We start from the raw sequence: 20,041 nt of genomic DNA on the forward strand, positions 1-20,041 counted from the left end.
CTAGGCGCCGGCGGGATCGATCAATTCCGCCGACGACTCCCGCAAACACTCGGCGAATAGCTGCGTGGTGGATGTCGTAGTGTCTTCGCGCCAGTACAGGATGGCCTCGCCCAAGGGGCCCAGCGGCGGCAGCGGCAGCATCCGCATCGTTCCGCGCTGCACGTAGCGGCGCGCGAGCGACAGCGGCAGGATCGAGACGTAGCCCCCGTCGCGCAGCAAGGACAGGTTCAGCGCCAAGGAACTGGATTCGATGGTCGGGCGCAACAGGGTCACGCCATGTTCGGCCAGGATCTCAACCATGGTCGCAAAAGCGGGCGAACCCTGCATCGGCGTGATCCAGCGCACGTCCTGCAGGTCGCCCCAGGCCACGGGGGTGTCGGGGCCGCCCAATGGGTGGCGCGTACCCACCACGAACACGAACGGCTCGTGATGCAGTGACTCGTGGCGCATCACCGGCAGATATCCGGTCACGCGGTTGCGGCCCAGGGCCAGGTCGAGGTTGCCTTCGTCCATCATCTTGAGCAGGCGATCGAGCGTGGCTTCGACGAACGAGAACGAGGCGTTTGGCGCGCGCCGCGTGAACAGTTCGACGGCATGCGCGATCAGGGGTTGGGGGATCGTCACCACGGCGCCGAATCTGACGTGGCCCGCCGTGCCAGAGGCCAGCGCCTTGACGTCGCGCCGCGCCAGTTCGATCTGGCGCAGGATCTCGCGCCCGCGTTCGACCAGCACGCGGCCTATGCGCGTCAATTCAATGGCGTTGCCCACGCGGCGCACGACCGGCGTGGCCAGCGCCTCCTCGATCTCCGCGATCTGCTTGGAAATGGCGGGCTGCGTGACGTGGAACGCCGCGGCCACCCGCGTCACCTGACGAAGCTCGCCCAGCGCCACCAGGATGCGCAGATGCCCAAGCTTCAGGCCGCTGCGGAAGAAACGTTCTATCGAGTTGTCGGACGGCGTGCTGGCGGACATGTCGTGAATGGAAAGACGGGGGTATCGGTCGCCATCGGGTAATGGCGTAAGCCGCCAATCATAACTAAATGGTAATGCCGAATGCGGAAAGTGTGATTTGCCGCCGAATGCGAGCAGCCCGTACCCTTCGAACGGACAGCACTGTAGCGCAGGCCTTTCGTGAAGCATCGACGATCAACCGGGAACAATGATTGATTCCACGTCGATGCCACATCGCATAACCGAACTCGCAGACTGCCGAATAACTCGATGTGCCCCATGGCACACACCCACGGAGACAACACCCATGAGCACGTCCCTTTCCGGCGGCGCGCCGGCCTATGCCGGCTCGCAGGCCGCGCGGAATCCTGCGCAGCTAGACGCGCTGTACCGCAAGCTGGCCTGGCGCATCATGCCGTTCCTGTTCCTGTCGTTCATCGTCGCGTACATCGACCGCGTGAACGTGAGCTTCGCCAAGCTGCAAATGCTGGCCGATCTGTCGATGTCGGAAACGGTCTACGGCTTGGGGGCCGGCATTTTCTTTCTGGGCTACTTCATCTTCGAGGTGCCCAGCAATCTGATCCTGCATCGCGTGGGCGCGCGCATCTGGATCGCGCGCATCATGGTCACGTGGTCGATCATTTCGTCGCTGACGATGTTCGCGCAAGGACCGCTGTCGTTCTATCTGCTGCGTTTCCTGCTGGGGGTGGCGGAAGCCGGCTTCTTCCCGGGCATCGTGCTGTACCTGTCGACCTGGTTCCCGTCTAGCCGCCGCTCGCAGATCATCGCCTTGTTCATGGTGGCCATCCCGGTGTCGGGCGCCATCGGCGGCCCGCTGTCCGGCTGGATCATGGAGCGGTTCGGCGGCCTGCATGACCTGGCCGGTTGGCAGTGGCTGTTCCTGGTCGAAGGTATCGGGTCGCTGCTGGTCGGGATTGCCGCCTTCTTCATGCTGCAGGACCGGATCGAGACGGTGAAGTGGCTGAACGCGGACGAGAAGCGCCTGCTGGCGCAGGATCTTGCCGCCGACGACAGCACCCGGGCCCGCCATAGCGTGCGGCAGGTGTTCGGCGACCGCAAAGTGTGGCTGCTCGGCCTGCTCTATTTCTGTATCGCCATGGGCAACTATGGCCTGGTGTTCTGGCTGCCGACGATGATACGGGCCGCGGGCGTGGCCAACCTGGGCAGTATCGGCCTGCTGTCGGCGGTGCCTTCGCTGGTCAGCGCGGTGGCGATGATACTCATCGCGCGCCATGCGGACCGCACGAACGAACGCCGTATCCACGTTGCCGTGTGCTGTGTGCTGGGCGCCGTCGGCATGCTGGTTTCGGTGCTGCTTGCCGAACATCTGTGGTGGTCGATGGCCGCCCTCATCGTCGCCGCCATCGGCATCAACTCGATCGCGCCGGTCTTCTGGGGCATCCCCACGGCGATGTTGAGCGGCGCGGGCGCCGCGGCGGCCATCGCGCTGATCAATTCCGTCGGCAACCTGGCCGGCTTCGTGAGTCCCTATGTCATCGGCTTTCTCAAGGACACCACGGGACAGCTGCTGCCCGGCATGATTCTGTTGGCCTGCGCGCTGGTCGGCGGGGCCTTCATCGCCATGTCGCTGCGCACGAAGCGGGGTCAGGCATGAGCGTGCCCGTCTGTCTGGTGACCGGCGCGGCCAGCGGCATCGGGGCCGCCACGGCCCTGCATTTCGCGCGTGAAGGCTGGGCGGTGGCCATCAACAATTTCGACCAAGGCACCCGCGCGGCGGCCGAGGCGGTGGCCGCGCAGTGCAGCGACGCTGGCGCCCAGACCCTTATCGTGGATGCCGACGTGGGCGACGACGCCGCTTGCCGCCGCATGGTCGATGCCGTCGCGGCACGGTGGGGACGGCTGGACGCGGTCGTGAACAGCGCGGGCACGACCCGTGTGATTCCGCACGGCGATCTGGAAGCGGTCGACGCCAGCGAGTTCGAACGCGTCTATCGCGTCAACCTCATCGGCATGTTCCAGGTGACGCGCGCCGCGGCTCCCCTGTTGCGCGAGCGTCCGGCAGGCGCGGCGTCGGGCTGCGTCATCAATATTTCTTCGCTGGCGTCCCTGAATGGCACGGGATCGTCCATCGCCTATGCGGCCTCGAAGGGCGCGGTCAATTCGCTGACGCTGTCGCTCGCGCGCAATCTCGCCCCGCAGGTCCGCGTGAATGCCATCGCCCCGGGCATGGTCGACGACGGTCTGCTGCGGCGCGTGCTCGGCGACGAGGCCTACGCCCGCGTGGTCGACGGCATGCGCGAGAACGCGCCGCTCAAGCGGGTGTCGCAGCCGTCGGAAGTCGCGGAGCTGGCCTGGTTCATCGCCGCCCGCGCGCCGGCGATGACCGGCCAGGTGCTGGCCCTGGAAAACGGCTTGATGCTCAACACCTGAGCCTCCTCCAATACTGATACTAGGAATTCCATCCATGAAAGATCTGCACAAACACCGCTCCCGCACGGTCACCGAGGGCGTGACGCGCGCGCCGCACCGTGCCTTCCTGCGCGCCACGGGCCTGGACGACGAGGCCATCGACAAGCCGTTCGTCGCCATCGTCGACACCTTTGGTGAGAACACGCCCTGTTCCATGTCGCTGAATCAGATCTCGGACAACGTCCGGCTCGGGATCGCGGCGGGCGGTGGCGTGCCGATACGCGGCTCGGCGATCTCGGTCTCCGATGGAACATCGATGAATCACTCGGGCATGCGCTTCTCGCTGGTGTCGCGCGAGACCATTGCCGACAGCGTCGAACTGTTCGTGCGCGCCCACTGCTACGACGCGCTGGTCGGCGTGGCCGGTTGCGACAAGACCCTGCCCGGCATCCTGATGGGCATGGTGCGCGTGAACGTCCCCGGCGTGTTCCTGTTCGGCGGCGCGATGTTGCCGGGCGTGGCCCCGGACGGCTCGCAGGCCACGATCCTGACGGCCATCGAGGCCGTGGGCGCGGCGCAGCGCGGCGATATGTCGGCCGAAACGCTGCGCGGCATAGAAAAACGTTGCACGCCGACCGCCGGTTCCTGCCCAGGGCAATTCACGGCAAACACCATGGCGATGGTTGCCGAAGTGCTGGGGCTGGCCCCGCTGGGCTCGGCGATGGTGCCGGCCGTCTACAGCGAACGCATCGCGATTGCCCGCCGCGCCGGTGAAAACGTCATGCGCGCACTGCGCAATGGCGGGCCGCTGCCGCGCGACCTGGTTACCCGCAAGAGCTTGGAGAACGCCTGCGCGGCCGTCGCCGCCACCGGGGGGTCGACCAACGCCATGCTGCACATCCCGGCCATCGCCCACGAGGCAGGCATTACGTTCACGCTCGATGACGTGTCGGAAGTGCTGGCGCGCACGCCGCTCATCGGCGACATGCAGCCAGGCGGACGCTATCTGGCCGTGGACCTGCATCATGTCGGCGGCGTGCCGGCGGTACTCAACGCCCTGCTCGCGGGCGGACATATACACGGCGACACGCTCACGCAAAGCGGCGAAACGCTGGAAACGGCGCTGCGCGCCTTCCCCGGTCCCGACGGCCGCGTGGTCAAGCCGCATGACGAACCGCTCTCGCCCAACGCGGGGCTGGTGGTCCTGCGCGGCAATCTGGCCCCGGACGGCGCCGCGCTGAAGACCGCCGGCCTCAAGCAGCTGGTGTTCTCGGGCACGGCGCGGGTGTTCGAGACGGAAGAGGACTGCATGGCGGTGGTCGCGGCCAGCGCCTATCGGGAAGGCGACGTCCTCGTGATACGCAACGAAGGACCCAAGGGCGGCCCGGGCATGCGCGAAATGCTGAGCGTCACGGCGGCGATCTATGGGCAAGGCATGGGTGAAAAGGTCGCGCTGCTGACCGATGGCCGATTCTCGGGCGCCACGCGCGGCATGTGCATCGGCTATGTCGGCCCCGAAGCGGCGGCGGGCGGTCCGATACGCCTGCTGCGCGACGGCGACCGCATACACATCGACGCGGTCAAGGGGAGCCTGAACGTCGAACTCTCTGACGAGGAACTCGCGGAGCGGGCGAAGGCCAGCCAGCCGTTCGCGCGCGGCCGGCTGGGCGGCGTGCTTGAGAAGTATGAAGCGCTGGTGCGTCCGGCCAAGCTGGGCGCCGTGACCCATTCCGGGGCCGTGACGTGGCCGTACGAAGCTCATATCGGGGAAGCGCCTGCCCACGGAGGCCAAAAATGACGAGAACGCCGCGCGTCGGCTTTTGCGGCATCGGCCGCATGGGTGAACCCATGACCCGGCGCCTATTGGCCGCCGGGCACGAGGTCGCCGTCTGGAACCGCTCCAACGCGAAGCTCAGCTCCCTTGCGGCTGCCGGAGCCGTGGCAAAAGCCACACCCCAGGCGCTGGGAGCAAGCGTGGACATCGCCCTGCTTTGCCTGGGCGACGGCAAAGCCGTGGAGGACGTGGTGTTCGGCGAACACGGCCTGGCGCACGCCGCCACGCCGCCCTCTTCTCTCATTGACCATTCGACCTTGTCGCCCGCACTCACCCGCGCCCTGGCCCAGCGCTGGACGGCAGCAACCGGCGGCGTGTGGATTGACGCTCCAGTCTCGGGCGGCACGGAGGGCGCGGCGAACGGCAAACTGGCCATCATGGCGGGCGGACCGGCGGACACGATCGAAGCCGTGACGCCCTTGCTGCGCGCGTACGCCTCACGCGTCACGCGCATGGGCGACGTCGGCGCAGGCCAGACCACCAAGCTCGCCAATCAAGCCATCGTCGCGACCACGCTCGCCGGCCTGGCCGAAGCCTTCGTGCTAGCCAAGCGCAGCGGCATCGATACCGCCGCCCTGCCGTCGGCCCTGCAAGGCGGTTGGGCCGATTCCGTGCTGCTGCAAACGTTGTGGCCGCGCATGGTGACCCCGCCCGAGCATGCCACCGGCACGGTGCGCGTCTTGCTCAAGGATCTCGACGCGATTGCCGAACTCGCCGAAGCGAGCGCCACAATCCAACGCGTGCTGCCGGAAGTTCGCCGGCTGCTGCAGGATGCCGCGCAGCGTGGGATGGGGGACTGGGATCTGTCGCAGGTATTCCGGATCGGCGAAGCGGAGAGTCAGGCCGGCGCGTAGCGGACGGCGCGTCAGGGAGCGTTTGGCGGCGCGGGACGCAGGTCGGGATGGAATTCGATGCCGGCGCTGCCCTGCCGCCTATCGGAAGCAGTTTCGGCAGTGGTGATGGCGGCAGGGGAAGCGTGGGCGGCTTCCACATTTCCGAGGCAAGAGCAGCCTCAAACTGACACCACTTGACCGGCGTTGAAACCCGTCTCTGCAACGCGCCTGAATGGGTTCACTGTGCCTTGGGCATCATGCTTTTGGCTGGCTAGGCGCGTCGACGCCTCGTTGCTACGCTGGCTACCAGCATTCGTCAGAAACGCTCGGTCCAGTTATCGACACCCATTTATATGCTCAGGCACCGGACGCGCAATACCCCTCTTGCTCCGCGATTGCACGGAATGGCGTTCGTGCGCCGAGGAATGCCATCTGCCCTGGTACTGGTTCTATTGACCGCCTGCGCCGCCCGCCCCCCAGGCGCCTATCCGATATTCACTCCTGAGGCCCGTGAGCCCTTCGCCACCGTCACCGACGGCGGCAGACGCCTTATAGAAGAACGGAAGAAATACCAAGCCCGCGCGGATCAGGCGCAACGTGGACTATATGAACAAAGCGATTGGACGCTGGCAGGCGTGGTCGTCGGCGTCACGGGCGGCTTGATTGGAAACGTGGCCACCACGGCCGCTGGCGCCGGCATTGCCGCGGGTGCAAGTCAATTAGGCGCTCGGTATCACCTGGAGGCTCAGCGCGGCTTTTTCGATGCGGCGGCGAAGAAGGCGGGCTGTGTGGTCACGGTGACGTACGTCTTGCAGAACAGCGCCCCACCGTCGTTGGTCGACGCGCTCGACAAGCTGCCCATGCTGGTACGTTCCATGAATTTTGCGTCGATGGAGATTCAATCGCAGCTGCGCCAAAATCTCAATACGCTGACGCCGGCCCCCATCGATGCTGCGGCGGTACTGGCGGCGTACAACAGTTACTACAAGATGCAGAGCACACCCCTACAGGGTTCAGGCAAGAAGGTCGCAGGCGTCGCCATTCAAAATTATCAGGCGGCTGAACTACTCGCCAAGGAGGTAAAGCTGGCCCTCCTGGATATCGAGTCGTGTGTAAAGACGGGGGCTCCGGTCGCCCCATCCACACCGGCAGCTGCCCCGTCTTCGGCCGATACTGCGACGCCCTTGACGCAAGCCGATCCAGTCTTCGGTTGGTTGTTGAACGCCCCTGCAACGCAATGACACTCCGCCCCTGCGCATAGACGACGCACCAAAAACACTGGAGACAATCATGCCTAGATTCAACCCGGGTGATTCAGGACTGCTGGTCGAGCGCTGGAATCAGTTCCTGAAGGACCACAACTTCGCGCATGGGGCAAAGCAGTTCGATGGGGAAAGCGAAAAGGGAACCCGCAGTTTCCAGGTCGCGTTCAACAAGAAGGCGAACGCGAGCATCCTCACTGTCGATGGGATCGTGGGGAACATGACCTTGGGTTGCGGCCTGGCCTTCGACACCACGGACGATTTCGATGCTCGCCTGGCGGCCAAGCTTTGGGGCTATTCCTATCCCGAAATCGCCGCGCAAACCAAAAGCCCGCTCAGCCAGGAACAGATGCACGACGTGTTCGGCCGCATCGAAGCCAAGCCGGCGGGCGAACCAGGCAATAAGGAACGCCTGATCATTACCAACGGGTGGGAGGCGAAGCACTTGCAGTCGGTGGCCCTGCCGCAATTGAAGGGCATTGCTGGCGGGCAGCCCAAGGTGCCGTTTCATAAGGAGCTGACGTATCAGCTGACTGCGCTATGGAGCGCCTGGGAAAAAGCCGGCCTGTTGCCGGATGTGAAATCCTTCGAAGGCACTTTCAGCCGGCGCTACAAGCGCGGCAGCACGCATGAGTTGAGCAACCATTGCTGGGCAACCGCGTTCGATATCAATTACAGCGCGAACAAGTTGAATGCCTTCCCGGCGACACCGGACGAGATCGGCTGTGTCTACCGGCTGGTTCCGGTGGCGCAGGAGTTCGGCGCTTATTGGGGCGGCTTTTATAGAGGCCGTTTGGATGGCATGCATTTCGAATTCACCCGGATCATGAGTTCCGATGAGGTGGATGCGGCGTTGGTGCGCGTGGTCAAAGCGGCCGGGACCGGGGTGCGCAGGCGGCGCTGATCAAAAGCGGAACCGGCCTGCAATTTCAGCCGAGATGAAGCAGACCGACGCCACGCGACCGTAGGCGCGCTCAAAAGCAAAACGCCCACGAGCGCGCATCAGGTCGGCTCACGCCCAACCCCTTCCCGTTATCAAGCCAGCGGCAGTTCCAGCACCTGCTTCGTCGTCATGATGTCCCCGAAGGTGTCATCGATGCTCGCCAGCGCGGCGCGATGGAGCATTGCATGCGGCAGCGCGGACTGTTGCCCCGCGCCAGTATCCAGGTCGCGCGTGGCGCAGGCATCAGCCGCCACGATCACCTGGTAGCCCAGCGGCACCGCGTCGCGGGCCGCGCCTGCAACGCATGCGTGGGTCATCAGCCCCGTGATCAGCAGCGTGTGCACGCCTGCTGCCTTGAGGCGCTGGTCGATGTCGGTGCTGGGAAACACGCTGACGGTGGACTTGCGCAGTACCGTATGGCCCGGCGCGGGGCTCAGATCGGGATGGAATTCAACGCCGGCGCTACCGTCAGCGAAGACGGAACTGCCAGCCGGGGTGGCGTGCTGGATGTGGAAGACGGGGATGCCGTGCCGATCGGCATGGGCGACGAGCTGGGCAGCATTGCGCAGGGCCGCAGCGCCTTCAGGAATGGGCAGCCGGCCACTGAAGTATTCGTTCTGAAAGTCGATCACCAGCAAGGCGGTGCTGGCCGGGTCGATGGACTGCGGGGCGGTGGCGCCGGCGATGGCGCGGATAGTCGGGTGGTTCATCGTAGGTCCTTGATCTGTAGGCGTTTAGTGTGCAGTTCACGCATGAGGGCGAACAGCATCAAGGATCCGCCATCGGCCCAGCACCGGAAAGTGGCCCGAATACCAATAAATGATAGGATCGGGCCAAATCCGCATTTTTTACCTCAAGCGCCATGCACACCATCGCCGTCGTCGCCTTCGCGGGCATCAGTTCCTTCCACCTGTCCGTGCCCTGCATGGTGTTCGGCGACGACCTGGCCCGGCTGGGCGCGCCGCGCTATCGCCTGCTGGTCTGCGGCGAAGCAATCGGGCCGGTCGCGACCATGTCGGGTTTCGATATCCACGTGCCGCACGACTATTCGGCTCTGGCCGAGGCCGACACGGTGATCGTGCCAGCCTGGCGCGATCCGGACGAGCGCCCGCCCGAGACCATGCTGCAAGCCTTGCGCGACGCGCATGCGCGCGGCGCGCGGGTCATCGGCCTGTGCCTGGGCGCCTTTGTGTTGGCCGAGGCCGGTCTGCTGGACGGCCGACCGGCTTCGACGCACTGGGTATGGAGCGACGACTTCGCCCGCAAGTATCCGCAGATCCGGCTCGACCGCAAGGCTTTGTACGTGGACGACGGCGATATCCTGACCTCGGCCGGCACTGCCGCTGCCATCGATTGCTGCCTGCACCTGCTGCGCTGCGACCATGGCGCGGAGCTGGCGAACCGGGTGGCCCGCCGCATGGTGATGGCGCCGCATCGCGATGGCGGGCAGGCGCAGTACATCGAACGGCCGCTCACGCGCGAGGACGGCGGCGACCCGATAAGCGTGGCCATGGAATGGGCCATCGAGCACTTGCAGGAGCCGCTGGGGCTGGACCGCCTGGCCGAGCACGCCGGCCTGAGCCGCCGCAATTTCACGCGGCGCTTCAAGCTGAAGACGGGCACGACGGTGACGCAATGGGTGCTGAACCACAGGCTGGCCGCAGCGCAGCGGCTGCTGGAAACGGGCGGATTGTCGGTGGACCGGGTGGCCGAGGCGACGGGGTTCGGGTCGACGGTGTCGCTGCGACAGCATTTCACGGCGGCGTTCTCGGTGTCGCCTGCCGCCTATCGGAAGCAGTTCCGGCAGCGCTGATCCAGGCAGGCGCCAAGCCGCGCGCCAGATAGCGCCGGCCTATCGGACCGTTCGCCGCGGATCAGAAAAAGATCTTCCAATACTTGCCTAAAGCAAACAATAATATGCTTCAGGCAAGTATTTGGATTCTCCCCATGACAGAGCAATCGCTCCACGACCGCGCCGAAGCGGTCCGCTATTTCAACCGTTTCTACACCCGCCAGATCGGCGTCCTGCACGAACACCTGCTGGCCAGCGAGTTCTCGCTGACCGAAGTCCGCATTCTCTACGAGCTGGCCCACCGCCCCGCACTCAGCACCTCGGACCTGTGCCGGGAACTGAATCTGGACGCGGGATATGTCAGCCGGGTGATCTCGGGCTTCGAGAAGAAGGGCTTGATCGCCAAAACGCGCTCGGCCGCGGACGCCCGCGTGGGTCTGCTGGAACTGACAGAAGCCGGCCGGGCGGCGTTCGCGCCGCTCAATGAAGCGTCGCGCAACGAGATCATCGCCATCCTCAAACAGCTATCGGAGCCGGCGCAAGTGCAGCTGGTTAATGCCATGAACGAGATCCAGAACCTGCTCGGCGATAAAGCCCCCCTGCCCTATGTGCTGCGCGATCCGCGGCCGGGCGACATGGGGCTGGTGGTGGCGAACCAGGCCATGGTCTATGCGCAGGAGTTCGGCTGGAACTCGGAGTACGAGGCGCTAGTGGCCGAGATCGTGGCGAAGTTCATTCGGGAGTTCGACCGCGATAGCGAGCGCTGCTGGATCGCGGAGAAGGACGGGAAGATGGTGGGCTCGGTCTTCGTGGTGCGGCAGGACGAGACGACAGCAAAGCTGCGCCTGTTGTACGTGGACGGTTCCGCGCGCGGGCTGGGCATAGGCCACAGGCTGGTGGACGAATGCCTGCGGTTTGCGCGGCAGGCGGGCTACAAGCGCATGGTGCTGTGGACCAATAGCGTGCTGACGGACGCGCGCCGGATCTATGAGAAGGCAGGCTTCGAGCTGGTCGAGGAAGAACAGCACCACAGCTTCGGCAAGGATCTGGTGGGGCAGTATTGGGCGCGGGATCTGTAGGCAACGCCATGCATCCCTGCCGTCAGATGAAATCCGTGTTTGCGGACAGGCGCGGCTCAGATGAGTGAACGCGCCCACGCTGTTGCCGCTGCCGCCGTCACAGGCGCATTGGTGGGGGCCGCGATGGTGTCCACTCGCGCGGTGTCGAACGACGTCTCGCCGGAGACGCTGGCCTTCCTGCGTTATGCCATAGGAGCGGTCGTGCTTGCCGCGCCCATGCTGCGGCGATGGTCGGTGCGGTTTACGGCCAAGGATTTCTGTGCCGTCGCGGGCCTGGGCATTCTGCAATTCGCGATGCTCATACTGCTGTTGAACTATGCGTTGGCCCGACTACCCGCTGCCACTTGCGCCCTGGTGTTTTCCACGCTGCCGCTGGTGACCCTGTGCCTCGCGATCGCCACGGGACGCGAACGCTTCAGTTGGGCCCGCTTGACAGGTGCGGTCGTGGCGGTCTCGGGGATTGCGCTGTTGCTGCAGCCCACTGCTGCTGCGGTTGGCGGCGCTTCCAATGGCTGGGCTTGGGCCGCCTTGCTGGGCGCGACGTTCATCGGCGCGGCTTGCAGTCTTTTATATCGTCCCTACCTGCAGCGTTATCCGTCGATGTATATCAGCGTGGTGGCGATGTTTGTCTCCGTTTTGTTCCTGGCGGGCGTCTGCCTGATGCGAGGCGCACCGCTATTGCCCAGCCTGTCGGGCTTTCAATGGGCGAATGTGGTCTTCATCGGGCTTTCCAGTGCGGTGGGCTATTTCTGCCTGCTGTGGGCGTTGAGCCGATTGGAGGCGAGCCGGGTGATGTCGTTTCAGGCGCTGGCGCCGATCACGGCGGTATTGATCGAGTTGCTGAGTGCCTCGTATCCGCTGACCTGGCGCCTGACGGGAGCATTTATCCTGGTGCTTTCCGGCGTCTGGTTTGGCACGCATGAACGGCCTGCGGCTTCACGCGAGACCGCGACGTAGTTAGCCGCCGGGTCGCTGACTTCTCAGGTTTCCGGATCCATGCGCTCGCGCGTTTTCTCATCCAGGACGCTGCGCACCAATGCAAACAAGGGATCCGCGTCGGTGTGCTTCTGGCCATAGGTCAGGTTGAACCCATAATCAAAATCCGGCGGATTCTGGCCCTGCGTGTGCTGGAGGATGGTTTCCAGCTTATCCAGGGCCTTGACAGCCTTGGCCTCCGGCGTGGCGCCATCCTCGTATTCCTGCCAAAGCGCCATGATGCCGGCTCGCTGTTTCTCGTCCAGGGATCGGGTCAGAAGCAAAAGGTCGGCTTTCTCCTGCTCGCTCTTGTCCGGATGCTGGTGTTTCTCGATGGCCGGAACGTCGCCATGGATGGCCTCGCCCAGATCGTGCAGCACGCACAGCTTCAGGACTTTGAGCATGTCCAGGCCGGCCAGTTCGTCCTCGAATGCCATGGCCATCAGGCACAGGCGCCAGCTGTGTTCGGCCGTACTTTCGGGACGGCCGGTGGACGTGAATCCGCTACGCAGCACGCTTTTGAGTTTTTCGGCTTCCTGCAGAAAGGCCAGCCGGCCTTTGATGTTCTCGATATTCACGCTCAGTCTCAGCCCATTGCAGCCCGGCCATAAGCCGCGCCCGTCATCACAAAGTCGGCTGCGGAATGGGGATATCCTTCGATATCAGGTCCCCGCCATTGATCCTCGTGTCGCAGCCGGAGCTCAGGCCCCACTTGGTGACACTGCCATCGTCAATCCTGAATTTCTCCGTGCATCGGTAGATGGTGTTGTTGATGATGCCACGGACGTATTCGTACGAAATGATCTTGCCGCCGCTGGACAAGGTATAGCTGTTGGTGGGCGGCCCCCATTTGGAAACCAGTTTTTCTTCGCTCTCGCCGACCCACGATTGCATCATGTCAGCCCGGGTTTCCTGGCGTTCATTGTTGATCATGTTGCTTATCGGGGAACCCGCGCACCCGGCAAGCAGTTGAGTCGCAAGAACCGTCAAGACTAGCTTCTTCATTTATTGTTTTCCCCTGGGATCGGCCTGGCATGGCCGTGGATTACAAAGACAGCAGTTCGCAGCGCGACCTAGCGGCAAGGTTCCTTCGGCAGATCAAACCCGATCTTGACGCTGGTCGCGGTCACGTTCTTGAAAGCGGCCGCCGCCACATTGTTGTAGCGGGCATCGCAATTGAATTTGTTGTTGAGCAGGTAATCCTTGCCTTCCGCCTTTTCCATCTGCGTGGCCCATTTATCGGCTGCGTCCAGCGCGTCGCCTCCGGCCTGCACGAAGCCCAGCATGACTTCCATGCCGCCCGCCGCACGCGGCGCGGTCCAGCTTGCGTAGACCCAAGGGTCGGCGGCATTGCCGCAGTCCGTCAGGCAATCGGCCGTGTACGTCAGGCCCGAGTCGAAGGCGGCGGGGATGATTTTCTGCCCAGGCTTGGGCGCATACTCGCCAATGAAACTGGCGAGGTCGGGCTGGCAGGTTTCGGAAGGCTCCATGCTCAGCGCCGATACCTTGTCCGACTTGATCGTTGCTGTGATCAGGCAACCCTGCACGTCGAACACGCGATCGTCGCCGTAGGATTCCTGCGGCGAGCCGGCTATCGTTTCGAAATGCGCCTGGCTCTTGCCCAGCATTTTTCCGTTGAAGACTTCCGGCACCGTGGCGGCCTGCGCAACGCTGGCGCCCGCCATCAGCAACCCCATGGTCAAAACTCTGAAACGCATACTGGACAAAGCTCCGTGGAGTATGAGTCGCGCGGCTGGCGCAGCCGCGCGCAAACGGAGCGTATTCAACCATAGATGCCATTGCGCGGATGGCAAAAAAATCAGCTATCCCCGGCCATAAGCCGCGGATTTTCCGCATGCCCTCGAAGCCGTCGATTCAAGCGGTAACAACTGCGCCGACGGCGCAACAAATTATCACGTTTACGACATCGCCCTGGCAACGCGTGGATAACTGGCGGCCTATTACTGCTTGGGCGCGAATGTCACCTGAACGGGCGAGTTCTGTTTGAACGTCCGGGCCCAGGGGCCATTCTTCGGCTCGAACGCAGGATGCCAGGCCCTGAGTTCCGTATCGGAAATCCATTCAAGTTGCAGTTGTTCGTCAGGCGTATACGATCGAAACTGCGTTAGGGCCACGATGAACGCATTGCACTTTTCCGACACGCCCGCTTCAACCACGGAAACCTGGGTCTGCTCGTCCCAGGTCAGCGACCCGCGCTGCGGGCATTTGCGGACCTCAACGTGATACTTCCCGTCAGGCGAAGGCAGATCGGCGATGATTTTGTCGGGGCCGCAAGCCGTCAGCAGCATGGACGACAGCAATACCAGCGGAATGCCTTTTTTCATTGAAAAGCCTTCTGACCATGTAGGAGGTCGATCCGTGAAAACCTGGGCATGATACCTTGCGACGCTTGTGTCATTGAGGATTGCCAGCATTTGCGAAGAGCGCGCCATCGCCGCGCTTTCCGCCTGCCGACTTGTCTTGACCCACATCAATTGATTGCGGCACTACAGTTGGCCTGCGGACCGCTCCGGTTTAGCCTGAGGAATCACCTACCGCCCCAAGGAGACTCTGATGCCCGCTCTCATGAAAGCTGCAATCTTCGTCGCGCCTGGCCGGATCGAGCTGACCGACAAGCCCATCCCGGACGTCGGTCCCAACGACGCGCTGATCCGCATCACCACCACCACCATCTGCGGCACTGACGTGCACATCTTAAAAGGTGAGTACCCCGTCGCCCAGGGTCTCACCGTGGGGCACGAACCGGTGGGCGTGATCGAGAAGCTGGGTAGCGCCGTGATCGGGTACCAGGAGGGCCAGCGCGTCATCGCCGGCGCCATCTGCCCGAGCTTCACCTCGTATCCCAGCCAGGATGGATTCCCGAGCCAGGATGGCGCTTATCTGATTCCCAGCGGGCGCTGCGGCTGCCACGGCTACAAGGCCACGGCGGGCTGGCGCTTCGGCAATATGATCGACGGCACGCAGGCCGAGTACGTGCTGGTTCCGGACGCGCAGGCCAACCTGGCGCCCATTCCGGACGGGCTGACGGACGAACAGGTGCTGATGTGCCCGGACATCATGTCCACGGGATTCAAGGGCGCGGAGAACGCCAACATCAAGATCGGCGACACGGTGGCCGTGTTCGCGCAAGGACCTATCGGCTTATGCGCCACGGCGGGCGCCAAGTTGCGCGGCGCCACCACCATCATTGCCATCGACGGCAACGACCACCGCCTGGACATCGCCCGCAAGATGGGCGCGGACGTGACGCTGAACTTCAAGAACTGCGACGTCGTGGCCGAGATATTGAAGCTCACGGGCGGGCGCGGCGTGGATTCGTCGATCGAGGCGCTGGGCACCCAGGGCACGTTCGAATCAGCCCTGCGCATCCTCAAACCGGGCGGCACGCTGTCCAGCCTGGGGGTGTATTCCTCCGACCTGCGCATTCCCATGGATGCGTTTGCCGCGGGCCTGGGCGATCACCAGATCAACACCGCGCTGTGCCCGGGCGGCAAGGAACGCATGCGCCGCCTGATGAATGTGATCGAATCGGGCCGTGTGGATCTGGGTCTGCTCGTCACCCACCAGTACAAGCTGGATGACATCGTCGCGGCATACGAGCTGTTCGCCAACCAGCGCGATGGCGTGCTGAAAGTCGCTATCAAGCCTCATTGACCGCCGCTCCCCGTGCGGCGACGCTGATCGCACGGGGGAATACGGCATGGCCAAGATCATCGAATCTGGCCATGCTCCGGCCGACCAAGGGCAATAGTGCGGCGGAGACATCGCAAAAAAACACATTTAGACATATTTATTTATTTTTTATCGCTTTTATTCCTTGGCCTGACTTCCAAGTAAGGCATCATTTGCCCCGCCCCGCCCGCGGGCAGATTCCCGTTCATCCCCCTCAGGTGCCTCCTTGCGATCCCTCACCGCCATCCGCCGCGACGTCCGCGCCCTGGTTCAATCCCGCGCCTACGCGCAGCTCGACGCCTATTACGCCGACCTGGAACAGCAAGACTGGGCAAATACGGAAGACCCTGGCGCGCCCTATTTCGAGGCGGCCAATTCCGGCACCCTGTTCGACTATTCGACGGTGCCGTACCAGGACGCCTCGGATTTTCTGCAAGCCTGGATCGCCGCCTGCCCGGATTCGTATCACGCGCAGTTGGTGATGGGTAATTTCTGCTACGGCCGCGCGGCGGACATACGCGGTTATGGCTGGGCGGACAGCGTGACCCAGGACCGCTGGCTGGGCGCGGCGCTAGCTTGCGAAAGCTCCGCCGCTGCCTTGCTGCGGGCGATGGCGCTTTCCACGCGCCCGATTGCGGCCTGCGTGACGATGATGCAGCTGGCCGCGCATTTCAAGGAACCATACTGGCTGCGCGCGCTGTACGCGGGCAATCCGCCCGAGACCTTGACGCATGACGATATCGAGGAAGAAGGCCTGATGGATGCTGCGCTGGCGCATCTGGCGTCAGTGGGCGTGCCGCGTCTCGCGCAGGCGCCGCAAGCCTTGCCGGCTTGGCTGGCGCCGCGCGCCGAGCATGAAATGGAGCAGGCCAAGGATTATTGGCTGCTGCGCGCCCTGGAGCTGCGGCCCGGGCATCTGGGCGCGCTGACGGCTTACGCGCAATACCTGCAGCCGCGTTGGGGCGGCAGCTATGAGGACATCGACGGCATGGCGGGCGGCCCGCTGTGCGCGGCGCTGACGGAATCGCAGCGCAATGCGATCCGCTGGATCGGCATTCATGACTCGCTGGACAGCTATCCGGAGCCGGACGACGTCGAGGCCGTGGAAGAGTACCGCCGCATTTTCGAGTCGTTCCTGGCGCGCGAGCTGCGGCCGACGGAGCGTGGCATGGCGCTGGGCTATTACGCGCAATTCGCCAGCTATTCTCTACAGGACCAGGCGCGCGCCCGCGCGCTCCATGGCCAAAGCGTGGCGGCGTTTGGGCCGAACGAGTACTTTGCGCAGGTGGACGGGCCGTTCCGCAGCTTCGCGCACGTAAGCATCATCCATCATCAGCCGGACGAGGATGGCGCGTTCAAGCGCGTGCTGGAACGCATGTGCGGCTGGGACCAGGTGGCCACGGCGCAGGCGCTGACGGCGGTGGCGCATCAGTTCGGCCGCTGGGGCTTTGCGCAGGATCCGGTGCGGGCGCAGCAGTTGCTGGACCGCGCGGCGGAGCTGGCGGCAGACCAGATGGACGACGATTTCAACGTGCTGGCGGCGGCCGCGATGTTGTGGGACGGCGGCGACCATGAGCAAGGCTATTTCCTGACGCGCCAATTGGCGGACCGGCGCGTGCCGGACGCGGCCAGCAGCATGTATGACATCCACCGCGGCTTCCGCGACAACACGCCCGACAGCTACCTGGACGACGCCGTGCGCGACCAGTGGCTGCAGCGCGCAGTGGACGACGGCTCGCCGCTGGCCATGTACAACATGGCCCATCGCAATATCTTCGACGGCGGGATGGACCTCTCGCGCCGCGAGAACCTGGACAAGGTGCTGGGGCTGCTGCAAGGCGCCCGCGAGGAGCCGCGCGCGGAAGCGCTGGCGCGCCTGCGCATCGGCGTGCTGCTGCGCGACCATGGCACCGGACAGGAACAGCAGGAAGGCGTGCGCGCTTATCTGCGTCCGTTGGTCGAGGAAGACGACGACTGGCGCGCCGGCCGCGCCAGCGCCGAGATCGCGCTGGCCTACACGCATGGCCGCGGCGCCAAGAAGAACCGCTTTGCCGCGATCGAATGGGCCCAGCACGCCTGCCGCCTGCAGCCGGACGACGAGGACATTGAAGAAATCCAGGCGCAGGTGTTGAACTCGCACAGCTTGGTCAAGACCATAGGCACGGTGTTCGGCGCCTATCTGGGCCGCGGCGGCGTTTCGGCCGAAGACCTGCCGCCCACGCCGGCCGCACAGTAAGCACATGGCGCGCCGCGGGCTGTCGGGATTGAAGCTGTCGGCCCGGCTGCTGCTGGGCGATGCTGCGCTGGTAAGTGCGGGCGTGGCGCTATGCACCGCGCCCGCATGGCTGTATGCGGCGCTGCCGGGTGTGCTGGGCGTTGCAGCAGGAGCTCTCGCCCTGCCGCTGCCTTTCGCGGGCTGGGCAATGCTGCGGCTGCCATTCGCGGCGCGGCCGCCAGCCGCGGAGGATGGGATCCGCCTGCGGGCCGAAGACGCCCCCGCGCTGTTCCGCGAGATCGAGCAGGTGCGCGCGCGCCTGGGCGCGCCGGCGCTGGACGCGGTCTATCTGAACAGCGAGTTCAACGCCAGCATCCGGCAGCACCGGCAGCTGCTGGGCCGCACGCGCAACGTGCTGTGGCTGGGGCAGCCGCTGCTGGAGATGCTGTCGGCCGATGCTTGCCGCGCCATCCTGGCGCATGAGTGCGCGCACATCGCCGGTAGCCATGGGCGCTACGCCAGCCGGGTATATTTCGCGCGGCTGCAATGGCAAGAGGCGGCGCGGCAGCTGGAGCGGCGCAAGGGACTGTCGACGGGGCCGCTGCGGCTCTTCATGAATTGGCATGTGCCGCGCTTTCTGGCGGCCAGCCTGGGTTTTGCCCGGGAATGCGAGTACGAGGCCGATGCGCAATCGGCACAAGCCTGCGGCGCGGCTGCGGCTGCAAATGCGCTGGTAGCGGTGTCCCTGCAAGCCCGGGCGTTGCGCGAGTATTGGCCGGCCGCCTACGCGCAAGCCGTCGACGCTCAGCCGCCCTCTCCCCATGCGCGGCTGGCCGGACATGCCGAACTGGCCTTTCCGCGAGACGAAGCCGAGGCGCAGGCCTGGCTCGATCAGGCGCTGTGCCGTCCGACCACTGGCGACGACACTCACCCTTCCCTATCTGACCGTCTGGCCGCGCTGCATGCCCTGGACCCGCTGCACACCACGGCATCGCCGGAACAGCGAGATACCGGACCTTCGCGCCAAAACGCAATACAAACCCCAGCCACGCGAGCGGCGCCAGCAAGTACCAACCCACTGCCCTGGCGCCGCGCCTCACCCACCGCAGCTGAAGAATGGCTCGGCGACCAACGCCTGCCGCTGGCCCAGACCCTGGACGCATCGCAACGCGACGCCATCGAGCAGACTGCCCGCGAGCTGCGGAACGAACGCGACGAAGCCATCGCCGGCCATCATGACCTGATGCGCAAGCAACGCTTGCGCGCGCTGTCGGCCGACGAACGGGCCAGCATGGCCTGGTACGCCGACATGCTCACAGGCGATGCGGACAGCGCCGCCGTCCTGCTGGAACAGAACCTGCACGCACACCCCGGCCACGTGCCTACGCTTTGCCAACTGGCTGCGCTGCAGCTGCGCAGGGCCCGCATGGCCCCTACCGAGGCCTCGCGCCTGGAAGCAGCGGCGGAAGTGTTGTGGACGCAGGCCGCCAACGAGCCCGGCCCGCAGCGCCTGCCCTGCCTGCGCCAACTGACGGCGGCGGCGCTGCGGCGCGGCGACCTGGAGCAGGCGCGAGCCTGGCGCTTGGAAGCGGACCTGCTGGAACGCCAGACCCAGGCCGGCGACGCCGCGCCGCGCTTTCAGGCGCACGGCTTGAACGAGTCCGATCTGCGCAAACTGGCCGACACGCTGGACCCGCTGCTGCGCACTGCCACCGGCGTCTGGCTGCTGCGCGACACCGCCAGCAACCGTCTGGCGCTGCTGGTACTGGCGCGGGACTCTGCATTGGCGCGCGCCATCGGCAAGCTGACGGGCGAGCAAAGCTATCTGCGGCGCGATTGCGAAATGCTGTTGGCGCGGCTGCTGCCGCGCGTGCGTCAGCCTGTCGAACCAATACTGATGGAAGCCGGCGATCCCTTGCTGAACCAGTGCACGCAAGCCTGCCTCCTGCGCAGAGCCGGAGCCTGAGCGGGACTTGATACCGGACGCGACGCTGCTTATCCGCGTCGCGTCCGCAACACTATTGCTGCCGGTTGCGGCAACACGACAATGTTCTGCGCATGGACAGCCGATTA

The 20,041-nt window shown here is 64.8% G+C and carries 18 protein-coding genes; 12 read left to right on the forward strand and 6 right to left on the reverse strand.

Features of this window, described 5'->3' with window-relative positions; genetic code table 11:
• Window positions 1-972: a LysR family transcriptional regulator gene (locus IPU70_RS00735; protein ID WP_207464206.1), complete on the reverse strand. Its 972-nt coding sequence runs from the start codon at window positions 970-972 to the stop codon at window positions 1-3.
• 286 nt (window positions 973-1,258) lie between these two features.
• Here IPU70_RS00735 and IPU70_RS00740 point away from each other — a divergent pair, with 286 nt between their 5' ends.
• The 6 genes from IPU70_RS00740 (at window position 1,259) to IPU70_RS00765 (ending at window position 8,175) form a co-directional block, all read left to right on the forward strand.
• Window positions 1,259-2,587, forward strand: coding sequence for an MFS transporter (locus tag IPU70_RS00740; protein WP_207464207.1), 1,329 nt, complete (start codon window positions 1,259-1,261; stop codon window positions 2,585-2,587).
• Window positions 2,584-3,363 carry an SDR family NAD(P)-dependent oxidoreductase gene (locus tag IPU70_RS00745; protein ID WP_207464208.1) on the forward strand — a complete coding sequence of 260 codons (780 nt, stop codon included), beginning with the start codon at window positions 2,584-2,586 and terminating at the stop codon, window positions 3,361-3,363. The genes IPU70_RS00740 and IPU70_RS00745 overlap by 4 nt, the downstream gene beginning before the upstream one ends.
• A gap of 34 nt (window positions 3,364-3,397) precedes the next feature.
• Complete coding sequence (gene ilvD, locus IPU70_RS00750) at window positions 3,398-5,140, forward strand: dihydroxy-acid dehydratase (RefSeq protein WP_207464209.1); 1,743 nt, start codon at window positions 3,398-3,400, stop codon at window positions 5,138-5,140.
• Complete coding sequence (locus IPU70_RS00755) at window positions 5,137-6,030, forward strand: NAD(P)-dependent oxidoreductase (RefSeq protein WP_207464210.1); 894 nt, start codon at window positions 5,137-5,139, stop codon at window positions 6,028-6,030. Before ilvD ends, IPU70_RS00755 begins: the two co-directional genes overlap by 4 nt.
• A gap of 383 nt (window positions 6,031-6,413) precedes the next feature.
• On the forward strand, window positions 6,414-7,250 hold the full coding sequence (locus tag IPU70_RS00760) for a hypothetical protein (RefSeq protein WP_207464211.1): 837 nt from the start codon (window positions 6,414-6,416) through the stop codon (window positions 7,248-7,250).
• 49 nt (window positions 7,251-7,299) lie between these two features.
• Window positions 7,300-8,175, forward strand: coding sequence for a M15 family metallopeptidase (locus IPU70_RS00765; RefSeq protein ID WP_207464212.1), 876 nt, complete (start codon window positions 7,300-7,302; stop codon window positions 8,173-8,175).
• Between the two features lie 131 nt (window positions 8,176-8,306).
• On the opposite strand, the gene IPU70_RS00770 is transcribed toward IPU70_RS00765, so the two are convergent.
• Entirely contained in the window at window positions 8,307-8,924 is a 618-nt protein-coding gene (locus tag IPU70_RS00770; protein WP_207464213.1) for a cysteine hydrolase family protein, read from the reverse strand.
• Between the two features lie 152 nt (window positions 8,925-9,076).
• On the opposite strand from IPU70_RS00770, the gene IPU70_RS00775 reads away from it, so the two are divergent.
• The 3 genes from IPU70_RS00775 to IPU70_RS00785 all read left to right on the forward strand — a co-directional run bounded on the left by IPU70_RS00775 (window position 9,077) and on the right by IPU70_RS00785 (window position 12,042).
• Window positions 9,077-10,027 carry a GlxA family transcriptional regulator gene (locus tag IPU70_RS00775; protein ID WP_207464214.1) on the forward strand — a complete coding sequence of 317 codons (951 nt, stop codon included), beginning with the start codon at window positions 9,077-9,079 and terminating at the stop codon, window positions 10,025-10,027.
• Between the two features lie 134 nt (window positions 10,028-10,161).
• Complete coding sequence (locus IPU70_RS00780; RefSeq protein ID WP_207464215.1) at window positions 10,162-11,085, forward strand: bifunctional helix-turn-helix transcriptional regulator/GNAT family N-acetyltransferase; 924 nt, start codon at window positions 10,162-10,164, stop codon at window positions 11,083-11,085.
• Between the two features lie 60 nt (window positions 11,086-11,145).
• A complete protein-coding gene (locus tag IPU70_RS00785) occupies window positions 11,146-12,042 on the forward strand; it encodes a DMT family transporter (protein ID WP_207464216.1) in 897 nt (298 codons plus the stop codon).
• A 23-nt stretch (window positions 12,043-12,065) separates the two neighbouring features.
• On the opposite strand, the gene IPU70_RS00790 is transcribed toward IPU70_RS00785, so the two are convergent.
• The 4 genes from IPU70_RS00790 to IPU70_RS00805 all read right to left on the reverse strand — a co-directional run bounded on the left by IPU70_RS00790 (window position 12,066) and on the right by IPU70_RS00805 (window position 14,552).
• Window positions 12,066-12,638: an HD domain-containing protein gene (locus IPU70_RS00790; protein ID WP_207464217.1), complete on the reverse strand. Its 573-nt coding sequence runs from the start codon at window positions 12,636-12,638 to the stop codon at window positions 12,066-12,068.
• Window positions 12,639-12,684: 46 nt separating this feature from the next.
• Entirely contained in the window at window positions 12,685-13,065 is a 381-nt protein-coding gene (locus IPU70_RS00795; protein WP_242702242.1) for a hypothetical protein, read from the reverse strand.
• 68 nt (window positions 13,066-13,133) lie between these two features.
• The gene (locus IPU70_RS00800) at window positions 13,134-13,778 is read right to left on the reverse strand and encodes a hypothetical protein (RefSeq protein WP_207464218.1); all 645 of its coding nucleotides are present in this window, start codon (window positions 13,776-13,778) and stop codon (window positions 13,134-13,136) included.
• A 243-nt stretch (window positions 13,779-14,021) separates the two neighbouring features.
• Complete coding sequence (locus IPU70_RS00805) at window positions 14,022-14,552, reverse strand: hypothetical protein (protein ID WP_242702243.1); 531 nt, start codon at window positions 14,550-14,552, stop codon at window positions 14,022-14,024.
• A gap of 82 nt (window positions 14,553-14,634) precedes the next feature.
• Between IPU70_RS00805 and IPU70_RS00810 the strand changes: the two genes are divergently transcribed.
• The 3 genes from IPU70_RS00810 to IPU70_RS00820 all read left to right on the forward strand — a co-directional run bounded on the left by IPU70_RS00810 (window position 14,635) and on the right by IPU70_RS00820 (window position 19,934).
• On the forward strand, window positions 14,635-15,735 hold the full coding sequence (locus IPU70_RS00810; protein ID WP_207464219.1) for an NAD(P)-dependent alcohol dehydrogenase: 1,101 nt from the start codon (window positions 14,635-14,637) through the stop codon (window positions 15,733-15,735).
• A gap of 244 nt (window positions 15,736-15,979) precedes the next feature.
• The gene (locus IPU70_RS00815; protein WP_207464220.1) at window positions 15,980-17,989 is read left to right on the forward strand and encodes a DUF4034 domain-containing protein; all 2,010 of its coding nucleotides are present in this window, start codon (window positions 15,980-15,982) and stop codon (window positions 17,987-17,989) included.
• A gap of 4 nt (window positions 17,990-17,993) precedes the next feature.
• Window positions 17,994-19,934: a M48 family metallopeptidase gene (locus IPU70_RS00820; RefSeq protein ID WP_207464221.1), complete on the forward strand. Its 1,941-nt coding sequence runs from the start codon at window positions 17,994-17,996 to the stop codon at window positions 19,932-19,934.
• The last annotated feature ends 107 nt before the right edge of the window (window positions 19,935-20,041 follow it).

Source organism: Achromobacter sp. SD115, from assembly GCF_017355315.1.
Classification (GTDB): domain Bacteria; phylum Pseudomonadota; class Gammaproteobacteria; order Burkholderiales; family Burkholderiaceae_B; genus Achromobacter; species Achromobacter xylosoxidans_B.

Excerpts from the sequence above, each read along its gene's own strand:
- IPU70_RS00820 (WP_207464221.1), top strand. The coding sequence starts at position 17,994 with ATGGCGCGCCGCGGGCTGTCGGGATTGAAGCTGTCGGCCCGGCTGCTG.
- IPU70_RS00785 (WP_207464216.1), top strand. The coding sequence starts at position 11,146 with ATGAGTGAACGCGCCCACGCTGTTGCCGCTGCCGCCGTCACAGGCGCA.
- IPU70_RS00770 (WP_207464213.1), bottom strand. The coding sequence starts at position 8,924 with ATGAACCACCCGACTATCCGCGCCATCGCCGGCGCCACCGCCCCGCAG.
- IPU70_RS00800 (WP_207464218.1), bottom strand. The coding sequence starts at position 13,778 with ATGCGTTTCAGAGTTTTGACCATGGGGTTGCTGATGGCGGGCGCCAGC.
- IPU70_RS00760 (WP_207464211.1), top strand. The coding sequence starts at position 6,414 with ATGGCGTTCGTGCGCCGAGGAATGCCATCTGCCCTGGTACTGGTTCTA.
- ilvD (WP_207464209.1), top strand. The coding sequence starts at position 3,398 with ATGAAAGATCTGCACAAACACCGCTCCCGCACGGTCACCGAGGGCGTG.
- IPU70_RS00755 (WP_207464210.1), top strand. The coding sequence starts at position 5,137 with ATGACGAGAACGCCGCGCGTCGGCTTTTGCGGCATCGGCCGCATGGGT.
- IPU70_RS00780 (WP_207464215.1), top strand. The coding sequence starts at position 10,162 with ATGACAGAGCAATCGCTCCACGACCGCGCCGAAGCGGTCCGCTATTTC.
- IPU70_RS00740 (WP_207464207.1), top strand. The coding sequence starts at position 1,259 with ATGAGCACGTCCCTTTCCGGCGGCGCGCCGGCCTATGCCGGCTCGCAG.
- IPU70_RS00805 (WP_242702243.1), bottom strand. The coding sequence starts at position 14,552 with ATGTGGGTCAAGACAAGTCGGCAGGCGGAAAGCGCGGCGATGGCGCGC.
- IPU70_RS00765 (WP_207464212.1), top strand. The coding sequence starts at position 7,300 with ATGCCTAGATTCAACCCGGGTGATTCAGGACTGCTGGTCGAGCGCTGG.
- IPU70_RS00795 (WP_242702242.1), bottom strand. The coding sequence starts at position 13,065 with ATGAAGAAGCTAGTCTTGACGGTTCTTGCGACTCAACTGCTTGCCGGG.
- IPU70_RS00810 (WP_207464219.1), top strand. The coding sequence starts at position 14,635 with ATGCCCGCTCTCATGAAAGCTGCAATCTTCGTCGCGCCTGGCCGGATC.
- IPU70_RS00735 (WP_207464206.1), bottom strand. The coding sequence starts at position 972 with ATGTCCGCCAGCACGCCGTCCGACAACTCGATAGAACGTTTCTTCCGC.
- IPU70_RS00745 (WP_207464208.1), top strand. The coding sequence starts at position 2,584 with ATGAGCGTGCCCGTCTGTCTGGTGACCGGCGCGGCCAGCGGCATCGGG.
- IPU70_RS00775 (WP_207464214.1), top strand. The coding sequence starts at position 9,077 with ATGCACACCATCGCCGTCGTCGCCTTCGCGGGCATCAGTTCCTTCCAC.